Source organism: Rhodococcus sp. DT1 (assembly GCF_049844875.1).
Classification (GTDB): domain Bacteria; phylum Actinomycetota; class Actinomycetes; order Mycobacteriales; family Mycobacteriaceae; genus Rhodococcus.
Genome location: NZ_JBNCLW010000002.1, coordinates 36,990 through 50,658 on the forward strand (window position 1 = coordinate 36,990; position 13,669 = coordinate 50,658).

Below are 13,669 nucleotides of genomic sequence, written 5' to 3' on the forward strand. Positions count from 1 at the left end.
CATCGGTGGTGGGGTCACACCACCGGTTCTTTGGTGATGGTGGCCCAGGCGGCGCCGCTGTCGGGGACGCGGGGCTGTTTCCAGACCTCGATGGGGAAGGAGACCATGACCAGCGACTGCATCAGGTGCATGAGGCTGCGTGCGTCGTCGGGCAGGTCGTCGAGGTCGAACTTGTCGCAGTAGGTGATGGCGTCTTCCAGGCGTGCGAAGGCGGCGTCGTAGAACTGCTGCATTTCGGGCATGGTCGAGGCGAGGCGCTTGGCGTAGCGCTCGGGTTCGGTGGCCAGGGCCCAGTCGGCGTAGGGCTCGAGGTCGGAGAACTCAGTTGGCAGCGGCATCGCGGTGCTCCTTGACGTAGTCTGCGACGGTTTTGTGGAGGTGGCGCAGGAGCATTTCCTGGTCGCAGAGGGGGAATTCGGTCACCGCGCGGGTGCCGATCATCGTTTGGGTGGCTTCGAGGGTGTTGGCGTCCTGAAGGGCGTATTCCTTGAAGGTCACTGCGGCGAGTTCCTGTGCGAGGCGCTCGCGGGCGTTCTTCGGGGGGACGAAGTACAGGCTTGCTTCGAAGATGTGCTTGTCGACAGCGGTGGGCCAGTAGTTGTAGGTCAGGTACCAGCCCGGCTCCCAGATGAGCAGGGTCATGTTGGGGAAGAACTCGAAGCTGTCCTGGCCCCAGCTGTGGAAGTTGGCGGGGTTGAGTGCCTTGGGCAGTTCGTCGAGGCCCTCGATGTCGGGCTTGTCCCAGGGGCCGAACAGGCCCGAGCGCAGGGCGCGTTCGATGGGCTTGACCATGTTGAGGTCCTTCGGCGGTGCCATGCCGCCCCAGGAGGAGATCATCGAGTGCGGGGGCTGGAGGTCGTAGTGCAGGGCCTCGTAGCCGTAGCCGGCGAGCTTTTCGGCTTCTTCCTTGACCGCTTGCTTCATGTGCAGGATCGGTGCGTGGTAGAACTCGGCGAAGGCGTCGATGAACAGCTTCCAGTTGGCGCCGATTTCGGAGCGGTAGCTGTAGACCTCGGTCATCTTGTCGAAGGGGTAGCCTTCGAGTTCTTTGGCGTAGTCGCCGAGGTAGTCGACCAGTGCGATGGCGTCGGGGTCGAGGTTGATGTAGATGAACCCTTCCCATGTTTCGCAGCGGACGTCTTTGAGTCCGTAGTCCTTCTTGTCCAGGTCGAAGAATTCGCCTTCTTGCTGGACGAAGGTCAGTTCGCCTTCGAGGCTGTAGCGCCAGGCGTGGTATTTGCAGGTGAACTGCTTGCAGCTGCCGGCGGTTTCTTCCTGGGGGAAGTCGTTCCAGACGAGTTTGTTGCCGCGGTGGCGGCAGACGTTGTGGAAGGCGCGGATCTTGCCGTCGTTGCCTTTGACGATGATCAGGGAGGTGCCGGGGCCGGCGGAGGGGAGTTCTTTGGTGAAGTAGCTGCCGGTGCGGGGGAGTTGTTCGACGCGTCCGACGTAGAGCCAGGTCTTCTTGAAGATGGCTTCGCGTTCGGCTTCGAAGAATTCGGGGTCGATGGAGTCGGTGTAGTCGACCGGGGCGGTACCGAGTTCGGGATAGTGCTCGGTCCAGCTTCCCTCGGCCGGTTTGGTGAAGTGGGGCAAGGCTTTCTACCTTTCGTCTTCGAACTCGATACCGAAGGTGTTGTACGCCATCGCCATCAGGCTGTAGCCACCTACGGTGAAGATCAGGTCCATGAGTTGTTTGGTGTCGAGACGGGCTGAAAGTGCCGTCCATGTCCGCTCGGAAATCCGCGAGGACTCGTGTAGCTCGTCGACCGCCTCGAGCAGCGTGCTCTCGAAGGGATCGTCCGACCTGCCGTCCAGCGCTGCGGAGATTTCGTCTGCGGTCAGGTCGGTTTCTGCCGTCGCAATGACTTTGTGATGCTCACGCTCGTACTCGCATTCGTGAAGATGGGCGGTACGAAGGATGGCAAGTTCGCGCAGGCGGGGCGGCAGCGTGGACCGGAAGAGCAGATGCACACTGAACCCGAGGAATGCCTTCGTCAGTTCCGGATGATTCACGAGCGTCGCCATGGCGACACCTGCACGTTCCGGATTCCGCATATCCCGGGGCATGAGCCCTTTCAAAGCGGCATCGACCTTGTCGTCCCATCGATCTGCCGGCAGTGGGGGCAGCAGGACCACTCCCAGCCTCCTCCCTCTCGGAGAATCACATTCTCATTTCTGATCGATAGGTTTCCATGCCTCGCCCCAGGTGTCAAACACTCATGTTTCACCGGATGTATCCGCAGGTCACCGAGGTGTCGAACCGTTCTCCCCGCGCGCGCACGTCGCGCGAGGTCTGAAAAAGGAGGTCACTCCGCTTAGGGGTGTTTGCCGGGAGAACAGGTTGATTCTCCGGATAGGAGAAGATAGTTTCCTTGTATTGAGCTGCTCGAACCGCCGCTCTGTGCCGCTCGTGCTCGGGGGTGCCGTGGAATGCGGCACCCAGGCCCGGGCTTTCCGGATGTTCGCGCACTCGCAGAACCCACGCTCGGTGTCCGAGCGATCGACAGAGAGGTACGCCGTGACCACACCTTCACCGCTCCGCCCCGGTCAGCAGCTCGCCAGCACCACCTGCTCGACGAGGATCGTCGTCGTCCGGGTTCCCTCGGAAGGCGTGCAGGAGTTCGCCTGTGGCGGAGAAGCCATGATCCCGGCAGCTCCCGGCCGCCCGTCGGAACCGGCGAGCGGCACCGGGACACTGCTCGGCAAGCGGTACGTCGACGCCGGCGACACGGTCGAGGTGCTCTGCACTTCCCCGGGCGCAGGCGAACTCAGTTACGCCGGGGTTCCCATGGCCGTGAAGTCGGCACAGGCATTGCCGGCATCCGACTGACCGATCCGGGTCGGTGCGTTCGAAGTGGTGCTCGAAAACCGTCGAGCACATTCCCGGGAACGGTGCACAGCCGGTGCACGAATCGCAGAAGGGCACGAAGTGAGCGTCCAGGTACGCAGTCACCGCAAGATCGGTGAATCCGAACAATTCCGAAGCTGTCGGGAGACTGCGCGGCACTACCGTCGTGCCCGCGCGCTCGCCCGGCCGTACGGCTCGGACGTGAGGGGACAGTCATGGGAGGCATGAGTTTCGACCTCACCGAGGACCAGGAACTGATCCGTTCCTCGGTCGCCGAACTGACGAAGAAATTCGACGACCAGTACTGGATGGAAAAGGATCTCGCACACGAGTTCCCGTCCGAGTTCTACAAGACGATGGCCGACGGCGGCTGGCTGGGCATCACGATGCCCGAAGAATATGGCGGGCACGGTTACGGCATCACCGAGGCGACCCTGCTGCTCGAGGAGGTGGCGCGTTCGGGAGGCGGTATGAACGCCGCAAGCGCCATCCACCTGAACATCTTCGGTATGCAACCCGTGGTCAAGCACGGGTCCGACGAACTCAAGGCGCGGACGCTGCCCCGCATCGTGAACGGTGACCTGCACGTCTGCTTCGGCGTCACCGAACCGGGTGCGGGTCTCGATACGTCGCGGATCACCACCTTCGCCAAGCGCGTCGGCGACCACTACGTCGTCAACGGGCGCAAGGTGTGGATCTCGAAGGCGGCCGAGTCGGAGAAGATCCTGCTGCTCACTCGCACCCAGCGTTACGACGAGGTCGAGAAGAAGACCGACGGCATGACCCTGTTCATGACAGACCTCGATCGCAGCAAGGTCGACATCCGGCCCATCCGGAAGATGGGACGCAACGCCGTCACGTCGAACGAATTGTTCATCGACGACCTGCACATTCCGGTCGAGGATCGCGTCGGCGAAGAGGGCCAGGGCTTCCGCTACCTTCTCGACGGTCTCAACCCCGAACGGATGCTCATCGCGGCCGAAGCCCTCGGTATCGGGCGGGTGGCACTCGACAAAGCCGTCAAGTACGGCAACGAACGCGAAGTGTTCGGCCGGCCCATCGGAATGAACCAGGGCATCCAGTTCCCCCTCGCGGATTCGCTGGCACAGCTCGACGCCGCAGAACTGGTGCTCCGCAAGGCAACATGGCTCTACGACAACGGAAAGCCGTGTGGCAGGGAAGCCAACACAGCGAAATACCTCTGTGCCGACGCGGGATTCACCGCTGCGGACCGCGCTCTGCAGACGCACGGCGGCATGGGGTATTCGGAGGAATACAACGTCTCGCGCTACTTCCGCGAGGCACGCGTCATGCGCATTGCACCGATCAGCCAGGAAATGATCCTGAACTTCCTGGGCTCACACGTTTTGGGATTGCCGAGGAGTTACTGATGGCGGAGAAGAACAACCTTTTCGACCTCACCGGACGGTCGGCGCTGGTCACCGGCGCGGCAGGTGGCATCGGGTCCGCGGTGGCGGAGGCCCTCGCCGCGGCCGGTGCGGCAGTTCTCGTCACCGACGTGGACGGTGATGCGGCTGCGCTTGTGGCCGAGCGGATTTCGCAGAACGGCGGCAAGGCAGACAGTGCCGCACTGGATGTTCGCGACCGGGCCGCCGCCGACTCTGCGGCTGCGCGGGCCGCCGGCTTCACCGAAGGCGTGCTGCACATTCTGGTCAACAACGCCGGTGTCACCGATCCCGCGATGTTCGCGGAGACGAGCACCGAATCCTTCCAGCGCATCCACGACATCCATGTGCTCGGCGCCTTCACCTGTTCGCAGGCAGCGCTTCCTTTCCTGGCCACGGACGGCACCGGACGCATCATCAACGTCACCTCGTCCGCCGGAATCACGGGCACTCTCGGCCAGGTGAACTATTCGGCCGCGAAGGCCGGCATCATCGGAATGACCAAGTCGCTGGCACGGGAGCTCGCGCGGAAGAACATTCTCGTCAACGCGCTCGCCCCGCTCGCTGCGACACCGATGACGGAGACGATTCGCACGAACGAGAAGTTCGCCGCGACCATGCTGAACCGAATTCCCCTGCGACGCTGGGCCGAGCCCTCGGAGGTCGCTGGTGCCTTCGTGTTCCTCGCCACGGACGCCGCGTCGTTCGTCACCGGCCAGGTGCTGCCGGTAGACGGTGGCATGGTGATGTGATGTCCGACCCGACGAGCCCGGAGGGCCCGCTGTCGGGGGTCACGGTCGTGACGCTCGAGCAGGCCGTCTCGGCGCCGATGTGTACTCGCACGCTCGCCGACTTCGGGGCGCGGGTCATCAAGATCGAAAATCCTCGGGGCGGTGATTTCGCCCGCGACTACGACGACGTCGTCAACGGTATGGCCGCGCACTTCGTGTGGGCGAACCGGGGCAAGGAATCCGTCACGATCGACCTGAAGTCGGACGCCGGAATCGCAACCTTGCACACGCTGCTGGCCGGTGCCGACGTACTCGTGTCGAATCTCGCTCCGGGAGCCACTGCGCGACTGGGCATCTCGCGGGAAATGCTGGCGGAGCGCTACCCCGATCTGATCGCTGTAGAGATCGACGGTTACGGCCAGGGCGGACCGCTGTCCCACAAGCGCGCGTACGACCTGCTCGTGCAGGCGGAGTCGGGCGCGTGCGCGGTGACCGGTTTCCCCGATATGCCCGCGAAACCGGGTCCTCCCGTCGCCGACATCAGCACGGGTCTGTATGCGGCCGTGTCGATTCTCGCGTTGCTGTGCGGAAGGGAACGGCATCGTGGACGTGCCGGGGCGCTGACCTCGGTGTCCGTGAGTCTGTTCGACACCATGACCGAGATCATGGGATATCCGCTCACCTACACGCGGTACTCGGGTGTGGATCAGCAACCGCGCGGGATGAGTTCACCGGCGGTCTCGCCCTACGGTGCGTACCGGACGGCCGACGACCAGACCGTGGTGCTCGGTACGACCAACGACCGTGAGTGGCAGCGACTCGCACGCGAGATCATCGGACGTGACGATCTCGCCGACGACGAGCGTTTCCGCACCAATACCGGACGATGTGAGAACAGGGCGGTTCTCGACGAGGCGATCTCGCAGTGGTGCGCACAGTACCCGCTCGACCACGTGCAGAAGGTCGCGGACGAGGCCGGGATCGGCAACGCGCGATACAACCTGCCGAGTGAAGTACTCGTGCATCCCCAATTGACGGCGCGTGACAGGTGGCGCGAAGTGGATTCGCCGAACGGTCCGATCGACGCGCTCTTGCCACCGCCGGTGATCACGGGCTTCGACCCGCCGATGGGCGCTGTTCCGGGCCTCGGTGAACACACCGCACGGGTGCTCGCCGACGCCGGATTCAGGTCGGATCAGATCGAGAAACTTCGTGCGGAGGGTGCAATCGGCCCCGCGTACCGGTTCCCGGAATCGGCTGCGAGGCAGAACCGGTGACGGCCGGGGAGTCACTGCTCGTCGACGATCGCGGTGGTGTGCGGACGCTGACACTGAATCGGCCCGCCCGCAAGAACGCACTCGACAGCGGTTTGTGGGATGCGCTGCGCAATGCCCTGGACGAGGCCGGTCAGGACCCCGAGGTGCGGGTGCTTGTGGTGACCGGCGCCGGCGGCGCGTTCTGTTCCGGAGCCGACCTGTCCAATCCCGGTCGGGCGCACCCTTTGCGCAAGATGCGTGTCCTCACCGACATCGCATTGCTTCTGCACGAGCTTCCGGTGCCGACCATCGCAAAGATCGACGGTGTGGCGGTCGGAGCCGGATGGAATCTGGCGCTGGGGTGTGACTTCGTTGTCGCGACTCCGAGATCCACGTTCTCGCAGATCTTCTCGCGACGCGGGCTGTCGTTGGACCTCGGCGGATCGTGGCTGTTGCCCAAGCTGGTCGGCCTGCAACAGGCCAAGAGGCTGGCTCTGCTCGCCGAGACGATCGACGCGGAACACGCCCATCGGCTGAACCTGGTGACCTGGGTCGAGCCCGAAGACACGATCGACGCGTTCGTCGATGACCTCGCCGGCCGTCTCGGCGCGGGTCCGCCGGTGGCGCTCGCGCAGACCAAGGCGCTGCTGAACGAGGGGGCCGATCGCACCCTCCGCGAATCGCTTGCCGGGGAGGCCCGCGCACAGGCGGTCAATTTCGCCACCGCGGATGCACCCGAAGCTTTCGCCGCCTTCGCGGAGAAACGGGACGCGAGGTTCACCGGTCGCTGGGCGATCGGTGGCGCCGCCGCCGGAAAGTCTGCGTCCGGTGCGTCAGGCGTGAGGCAACAACCGGATACGAATGGAAGAGAAGAAGATGCGTGAAGTTGTCATCGTCGAGGCGATCCGTACCCCGGTCGGTAAACGCAACGGAGGGCTGGCGGGGGTGCACCCGGTAGATCTGTCGGCGCACATCCTTCGGGCTCTTGCGGAGCGAACGGGTATCGATCCCACCGTGATCGACGACGTGGTGTGGGGTTGCGTGTCGCAGGTGGGCGACCAGTCCAGCAATGTCGGGCGCTACTCGGTGCTCGCCGCCGGATGGCCCGAATCCATCCCGGGCACCACCGTCAACCGCGCCTGCGGCTCGAGCCAGCAGGCACTGGATTTTGCGGCCCAAGCCGTGATGTCGGGTCAGCAGGATGTGGTCGTCGCCGGCGGGGTCGAGGTGATGAGCCGGGTGCCGCTCGGTGCTGCGCGCGGCACCGGTATGCCCTACGGTCCCCAGGCGCTGGCCCGCTATGACGGCTTCGCGTTCAACCAGGGGATTTCGGCGGAGAAGATCGCGCAGAAGTGGGGTCTTTCGCGGACCGACCTGGACGAGTACGCGGTGCTCTCGCACGAGCGTGCCGCTGCGGCGCAGGATCGCGGAGCGTTCGACGGGCAGATCGTGCCGGTCGCCACCGACAACGGATCGGTCTCCGCGGACGAAGGCGTCCGTCGCGGAAGCACGGTGGACAAGCTTGCCGGGCTGAAGCCTGCTTTCGCCGAGGACGGAGTCATCCACGCCGGCAACTCGTCGCAGATCTCGGACGGCGCGGCCGCCCTCCTGGTGACGACCCCTGACAAGGCGCGCGAGCTGGGACTGACGCCGCTGGTGCGATACCGCGCCGGTGCGGTCGCCGGAGCGGATCCGGTTCTCATGCTCACCGGCCCGATCCCGGCGACCGAGAAGGTGCTCGGCAAAGCCGGTGTCGCGCTCGGGGATGTGGGTGTTTTCGAGGTCAACGAAGCGTTCGCGTCGGTGCCGCTGGCCTGGCTTGCCGAGACCGGAGCCGACATCGCGCGGGTCAATCCACTCGGAGGTGCCATCGCCTTGGGTCATCCGCTCGGCGGATCGGGTGCGGTGCTGATGACGAGGATGATTCATCACATGCGTGACCAGGGACTCCGGTACGGACTCCAGACGATGTGCGAAGGCGGTGGGACCGCGAACGCCACGATCGTCGAGCTGATGGATCACTGACGCTGTGACGTGAGTTGCAAAATAAACTCGATGAGACCCTTGTCACATGGGACCAAACCGACCTAATGTGTGTTCGGTAGGTTTGGTCGACGAGGAGGCGAAGCAAGGGTGCAACACCGTGCGTACGACACGCTCCTCGCCAGGGGTGAGGATCGGAGGGCGCAAATTCTCGGCGTCGCCCAACGGTTACTGGCGAGGAACGGGTGGCGGAGCACGAGTGTCGCTCAGATCGCCCGGGCCGCAGGGTTGAGCCCGGCGGGTCTGTTGCATCACTTCGATTCGAAGACCGAGTTGTTGCATGCCGTGCTCGACGCACGGGATGCCGACGACCTTGCTCGTGTGGACCGCTCGGGAGATCTCATCGAACAGATCATGAAGATCCCCGGTCGCTTCCGGGACTCTCCCGATCTGGTGGGGATGTACGCGGTGCTCCTCGTGGAGAACCTCGAACCGGACGCGCCACTGCACGATCGCCTACTCGGTCGATATCGAGCGGCACTCGACACGGTCGAGGCCGGGATCCGGCGCGGACAGCGCGCCGGACGATACCGAACGGATCTGGACCCAGCCGTCAAAGCGGTGGAGATTGTCGCTTTCCTCAACGGAATGGAAACCTCATGGCTACTCGATCGTTCGCTCCCTCTGACCGAGATCTTCGAGGACTACACACGGTCTCTCGAGCAACAGCTCATGCACGCAAGCACATTCTGAGGAGGCGACTCGCGGTCGTCGCGCCTCGTGTCGCCGACGCAGTGCGATACACCGGCGGCTGGCTGTACGACCAGGTGGCCGCGGGTTGGGAGGTCGTCGTCCTGGTGCCCGGAAATGCCGATATCCGGCCCCTCGAGATCCTCGGTGCCACCACGGTCGACCTCGAATCGGCACTGGAGTGTTCCCCGCACGGCCCGATGCCCGACACCGTCGCGGTGGCGACAGACCTCTACGAAGCCGACGCACGGATCCGTCAGGGCCTGCTCGAGACCTTGGCGAAGCACCCCACCACGATCACGATGTGGGGCAAAGACGTTCCTTCCGAGCTCGACTCCCGGTTCGGTTCCACTCAGCACCGGTTGAGCAGAGCGGCACGAGTTTTCAAGGCGCACGCACTCCAGGCTGCGACGAACGCACCCGTCGACGTCGGGTTCACCGAGTCCTTCCGTACCGACGGAATTGGATCGATGCCGGCGACAGGTACCCTCACCAGCATTCGTTGACGAACACGACACGGCCCGAACCTCCCTGGGATTCGGGCCGTGTCGTCGTGTGGGGACCTTTCGCGCAGGGTCACCGCGCGATATCCACCACGACCTTTCCGATCGCGAGACCGTCCGCCACGTGACGCAGGGCGCGGGAAGCCTCGTCGAGCGGGTAGTGCGCTCCGATGTGGGGTACCGCCCGGCCGGATATCAGCAGGTCGACCAGTTCTGCCTCGTTACGCCGGTATTCATCGGGATCGAGGTCCTGGAACTGGAATCCCATGATGTGAAGGCCCTTCACCAGAACGAGATTCAGCGGAACCTCCGGTATCGTGCCCGACGCATAGCCCACCGTGACGAATCGGCCGCCGCGTCCGAGGGACCGGAGTGCCGGTACCGAGAGGTCGCCGCCGACCGGATCCACTACGACATCTGCTCCCTCCGGCAGCATCTGCTTCAGGGCGCCACGCAGATCGCCCGCCCGGTGGTCGATCAGGTGCTCGGCCCCGTACTTCTCGGCGACCGCGAGTTTGTCTTGCGACGACGCGACAGCAGTCACGGACGCACCCAGCGCGACACCCAGCTGGACCGCGGCGAGACCGACACCGCCTCCGGCGCCGAGCACGACCAGTCGCTCGCCCGGCTGGAGCCGGGCAACCGACCGGAGCGTGTGGTACGCGGTGCGATGGGCTACGCCGAAGGACGCAGCCGTGCGGTCGTCGATCCCGTCGGGAATCGCCTTCAGCGATGCCGCCGGCGCCACCACTTCTTCGGTGAAGGCTCCGACCAGGCTGGTGCCCGTGACCCGGTCTCCGACGATGAACTCCCCGGTGTCGCCCGCGATCTCGGTGACCACGCCGGCGTACTCGCTACCCGGAACGAACGGGGGCGGCACGCTGATCTGGTACTTGTTCGCGACCAGTAACACGTCGGGAAAATTCACCGCCGCCGCACCCACCCGCACCCGGACCTGCCCGGGTGCGAGTGGTTGCGACGGGAGATCCCGGATCTCGACGATCTCCGGTGGCCCGTACTCCGCACAGACCGCCGCACGCACGGTGCTCATCGCCCCTGCCAGGCCGGCGCTCGCTTCTCCATGAACGCCGCAGCGCCCTCCTTGGCATCGTCGCTGGCGAACACCAGGGACTGCCAGTATCCGAGCCGTTCCGACGCATACTCGGGATCGGTCAGCGAGGACCGTACGAGTTCCTTGACCGCGGCGAGTCCGAGAGGTGCGTTCGCAGCGATGCGGCGCGCGTAGTCCAGAGCGGTGTTCAGCACCTCGTCGGGTTCGACCACGGCGTTGATCAACCCGAGTTCGTACCCGCGTTGCGCGGTGATCGGATCGCCGGTCAGGGCGATCTCGAGTGCGGCGCCGATCGGAATACGCGTCCCGATGGAAGTTCCTCCGCCGGCCGGGAAGAGACCCCTCTTGACCTCGGGCAGACCGAACTTCGCCGCAGACGAGGCGACGATGATGTCGGCCCCGAGGAGAAGTTCGAGCCCTCCGCCCACCGCGCTGCCGTTGGCGGCACCGATCACCGGTATCCCGAGCTTTCCCTGGCAGAGCCGCGCATAGGCGGCAGCAGCCTCATCGGACCCGAGGCCGATGTCCTCGCCGCTCGCGAACGCCCGCAGATCCATCCCGGCGCAGAACGCGCGGTCCCCGGTAGCGGTGAGCACGACGGCACGGATCTCCGGATCGCGCTCGGCGTCCGCGACCGCGGCACCGAGGCCGCGAATCACCGCGCCGGTCAGTGCATTGCGGGCATCGGGGCGGTCGATGCGCAGCACGAGGATCGGGCCGTGCTGCTCACGAATCAGTCCCTCGACTGCTGCTGCGGTCATCCCTTGTACTCCGTGGATTCGGCGAGGTCGGCGGCCGACTTCATCAGGTCGACGATCACCGGCCCGTACGACTGCAGTTTCACGTCGTCACCTGCACGCTGGAAACCCTGCTCCAGGACGATCGCGAGCTTCCACTTGGCCAGCACGAGGTAGTAGTCGAGGTCGTCGACCTGGCGGCCGGAGATCTCCGAGTAGTGCTGGACCAGGTCGGACCGGTTCGGCATTCCCCGGAGGTCGACGTAGGTAGCCTCGGCGGCGCTCGGCGAGTTCATGTCCTCGGGCCAGTTCATGACCATCCAGGCGAGGTCGAGCTTGGGATCGCCGACCGTGCCCATCTCCCAGTCCACGAGGGCGGCGAGTTTCGCGGGCCCCCCGTGCTGGAACATCACGTTCGCGAACTGGTAGTCGCCGTGCATCAGACCCGGGATGTAGTCGAGCGGGCGATGGTTCTGCAGCCACTTGGTAGCGACGTCGAGACCTTCGATCTCACGTCCCTTGATCCGTTCGAAGAACGCGGTCCAGCGGTCGACCTGACGGTCGTGGAAACCCTCGGGGCGGCCGAGGTCCTGCAGGCCCTGAGCCTTCCAGTCGACCTTCGAGAGCAACGCGATGCCCTCGGCGAGCTGATAGGCCAGGCCCGCGCGCGCGTCGAGATCGGTGTCGAAGGGTGCCGGCCACGCCTCCCGGTGATCCATCGGCGACCATCCGTCGACGTATCCCATGAGGTAGAACGACCGGCCCAGGACGGACTTGTCCTCGCACGCCGCGACGGCTTCGGTGTGCGGGACATCGGTGCCGTCGAGGCCCTGGATGATGCGCCACTCCCGCATGATTCCCTTGTCGCGGTCGGCGGGTGCCGCAGCCGGCGGGATGCGGATCACGCTGGTGAAGTCATCTCGGGTGAGCTTGTAGATTTCGTTCTGGGTACCGCCGGACAGGTACTCGGCTTCGAGCGGCGCACCCTTGCCGGGCAGGCCCTGCTCGTCCATCCATTCGGCGAGTCGCGAGGTATCGATCACTGGTTTCCCACTTCGAGTTCGAGGTAGTCGGCGAGTTTCGCCCGGGCTGCTTCCTGCTTCTTCGGAATCCACTCCGACGGCCACATGTCGTCGGTGGGCTCGTAATCGCGGAGGACCTGCTTGGCGACCGTGGTCTTGTGCACCTCGGTCGGTCCGTCGGCGAGTCCCATCACGGCGGCGCCGTGGATCATCCTGAAGAACGGCATCTCGTTGGTGACACCGAGAGCACCGTGCACCTGCATTGCGCGCCAGGCGATGTCGTGCAGCACGGTCGGCATCACGATCTTCGCGGTGGCGATGTCCTTGCGGACCTTCTTGTAGTCGTTGTACTTGTCGATCTTCCATGCCGTGTTCAACACGAACAGCCGGAACTGGGCGAGCTGCGCGTACGAGTCGGCGATGTAGCCCTGCACGGTCTGCTTGTCCGCAAGGCGGCTACCGGCGGTCTCCCGGCTCAGGACGCGCTCGCACATCATGTCGACGGCCTTCTGTGCGAGGCCGATCGTCCGCATCGCGTGATGGATCCTGCCACCGCCGAGGCGTGTCTGGGCCGCCGCGAAGGCCTGACCCTCCGCGCCCAGGAGCGCCTCGTGGGGCACGCGCACATCGTTGTAATGGATGAGTGCGTGGGTGCCGTCGTTCATCGGTTCGCCGTACAGTCCGACGTTGCGAACGATCTCGACCCCGGGTGTGTCGGTGGGGACGAGGAACATGGATGTTCCCTTGTGCACCGGGACGTCGGGGTCCGTCACGACCATCACGATGAGGAACGCCGCAGTCCGCGCGTTGGAGGAGAAGTACTTCCACCCGTTGATGACCCAGTCGTCGCCGTCCCTGACGGCGCGGGTCCGGAACTGCGCGGGGTCGGCGCCGCCCTGGGGCTCGGTCATCGAGTACGAGGAGAAGATCTCCCCGTCGAGCAGCGGCTGCAGGTAGCGCGCCTTCTGCTCGGGGGTTCCGTAGTGCGCGATGATCTCGGCGTTACCGGTGTCCGGAGCCTGGCAGCCGAACACGATCGGTGCCCACGACGACCGCCCGAGGATCTCGTTGAGCAGCGCGAGTTTGAGCTGGCCGTAGCCCTGGCCGCCGAGTTCGGGGCCGAGATGCGTCGCCCACAGTCCCTGCTGCCGGACCTGCTCCTTGAGGGGATCGATGGCCTTGCGGCGGAGTCCGTCGAGCGGCACGAACTGCTGGTGCTCCCACACCAGGTCGAGCGGCTCTACCTCGTTTCGCACAAACGCGTCAGCCCAGTCCAGCTTTTCCTGGTACTCGGGATCGGTTTCGAAGTCCCACGCCATTGTGCCTCCTCTCCAACTGTGAGAATATCTTTCTCGCAA

Annotated in this window: 15 protein-coding genes; 8 read left to right on the forward strand and 7 right to left on the reverse strand. The window is 64.9% G+C overall.

Annotation, left to right across the window (positions count from 1 at the left end; genetic code table 11):
* Positions 1–14 precede the first annotated feature (14 nt).
* The 3 genes from ACLQ3J_RS04490 to ACLQ3J_RS04500 are packed head-to-tail and all read right to left on the reverse strand — an operon-like array spanning position 15 to position 2,070.
* Positions 15–338, reverse strand: a complete 324-nt coding sequence (locus ACLQ3J_RS04490; protein WP_169622016.1) for a hypothetical protein — start codon at positions 336–338, stop codon at positions 15–17.
* Positions 322–1,596 carry an aromatic ring-hydroxylating oxygenase subunit alpha gene (locus ACLQ3J_RS04495; RefSeq protein ID WP_425902314.1) on the reverse strand — a complete coding sequence of 425 codons (1,275 nt, stop codon included), beginning with the start codon at positions 1,594–1,596 and terminating at the stop codon, positions 322–324. Before ACLQ3J_RS04495 ends, ACLQ3J_RS04490 begins: the two co-directional genes overlap by 17 nt.
* Positions 1,597–1,602: 6 nt before the next feature.
* Positions 1,603–2,070 (reverse strand): carboxymuconolactone decarboxylase family protein, encoded by a 468-nt coding sequence (locus tag ACLQ3J_RS04500; RefSeq protein WP_425902735.1) that lies wholly within the window; start codon positions 2,068–2,070, stop codon positions 1,603–1,605.
* A gap of 451 nt (positions 2,071–2,521) precedes the next feature.
* Between ACLQ3J_RS04500 and ACLQ3J_RS04505 the strand changes: the two genes are divergently transcribed.
* From ACLQ3J_RS04505 to ACLQ3J_RS04540, 8 genes are all read left to right on the forward strand, one after another.
* A complete protein-coding gene (locus ACLQ3J_RS04505) occupies positions 2,522–2,833 on the forward strand; it encodes a hypothetical protein (RefSeq protein WP_422424168.1) in 312 nt (103 codons plus the stop codon).
* A gap of 242 nt (positions 2,834–3,075) precedes the next feature.
* Positions 3,076–4,242 carry an acyl-CoA dehydrogenase family protein gene (locus tag ACLQ3J_RS04510; protein ID WP_169622184.1) on the forward strand — a complete coding sequence of 389 codons (1,167 nt, stop codon included), beginning with the start codon at positions 3,076–3,078 and terminating at the stop codon, positions 4,240–4,242.
* Positions 4,242–5,009, forward strand: a complete 768-nt coding sequence (locus tag ACLQ3J_RS04515; RefSeq protein WP_296550701.1) for an SDR family NAD(P)-dependent oxidoreductase — start codon at positions 4,242–4,244, stop codon at positions 5,007–5,009. The genes ACLQ3J_RS04510 and ACLQ3J_RS04515 overlap by 1 nt, the downstream gene beginning before the upstream one ends.
* Positions 5,009–6,265: a CaiB/BaiF CoA transferase family protein gene (locus tag ACLQ3J_RS04520; RefSeq protein ID WP_296550702.1), complete on the forward strand. Its 1,257-nt coding sequence runs from the start codon at positions 5,009–5,011 to the stop codon at positions 6,263–6,265. The genes ACLQ3J_RS04515 and ACLQ3J_RS04520 overlap by 1 nt, the downstream gene beginning before the upstream one ends.
* Positions 6,262–7,128: an enoyl-CoA hydratase/isomerase family protein gene (locus ACLQ3J_RS04525; RefSeq protein WP_425902316.1), complete on the forward strand. Its 867-nt coding sequence runs from the start codon at positions 6,262–6,264 to the stop codon at positions 7,126–7,128. Before ACLQ3J_RS04520 ends, ACLQ3J_RS04525 begins: the two co-directional genes overlap by 4 nt.
* Complete coding sequence (locus tag ACLQ3J_RS04530; RefSeq protein WP_296550744.1) at positions 7,121–8,269, forward strand: thiolase family protein; 1,149 nt, start codon at positions 7,121–7,123, stop codon at positions 8,267–8,269. The genes ACLQ3J_RS04525 and ACLQ3J_RS04530 overlap by 8 nt, the downstream gene beginning before the upstream one ends.
* Before the next feature lie 108 nt (positions 8,270–8,377).
* Positions 8,378–8,980 (forward strand): TetR/AcrR family transcriptional regulator, encoded by a 603-nt coding sequence (locus ACLQ3J_RS04535; RefSeq protein WP_378529018.1) that lies wholly within the window; start codon positions 8,378–8,380, stop codon positions 8,978–8,980.
* Between the two features lie 41 nt (positions 8,981–9,021).
* The gene (locus ACLQ3J_RS04540) at positions 9,022–9,483 is read left to right on the forward strand and encodes a hypothetical protein (RefSeq protein WP_378529017.1); all 462 of its coding nucleotides are present in this window, start codon (positions 9,022–9,024) and stop codon (positions 9,481–9,483) included.
* A 70-nt stretch (positions 9,484–9,553) separates the two neighbouring features.
* Here the strand turns inward: ACLQ3J_RS04540 and ACLQ3J_RS04545 are convergent, their stop codons facing one another.
* Genes ACLQ3J_RS04545 through ACLQ3J_RS04560 form a run of 4 tightly spaced genes read right to left on the reverse strand, consistent with a single transcriptional unit; the run spans position 9,554 to position 13,630 of the window.
* Positions 9,554–10,522 carry an NADPH:quinone oxidoreductase family protein gene (locus ACLQ3J_RS04545; RefSeq protein WP_425902736.1) on the reverse strand — a complete coding sequence of 323 codons (969 nt, stop codon included), beginning with the start codon at positions 10,520–10,522 and terminating at the stop codon, positions 9,554–9,556.
* Between the two features lie 5 nt (positions 10,523–10,527).
* Positions 10,528–11,313, reverse strand: coding sequence for an enoyl-CoA hydratase-related protein (locus ACLQ3J_RS04550; RefSeq protein WP_169622027.1), 786 nt, complete (start codon positions 11,311–11,313; stop codon positions 10,528–10,530).
* On the reverse strand, positions 11,310–12,332 hold the full coding sequence (locus ACLQ3J_RS04555; RefSeq protein ID WP_425902318.1) for a phosphotransferase family protein: 1,023 nt from the start codon (positions 12,330–12,332) through the stop codon (positions 11,310–11,312). Before ACLQ3J_RS04555 ends, ACLQ3J_RS04550 begins: the two co-directional genes overlap by 4 nt.
* Positions 12,329–13,630, reverse strand: a complete 1,302-nt coding sequence (locus ACLQ3J_RS04560; protein WP_169622029.1) for an acyl-CoA dehydrogenase family protein — start codon at positions 13,628–13,630, stop codon at positions 12,329–12,331. Before ACLQ3J_RS04560 ends, ACLQ3J_RS04555 begins: the two co-directional genes overlap by 4 nt.
* Positions 13,631–13,669: the final 39 nt, after the last annotated feature.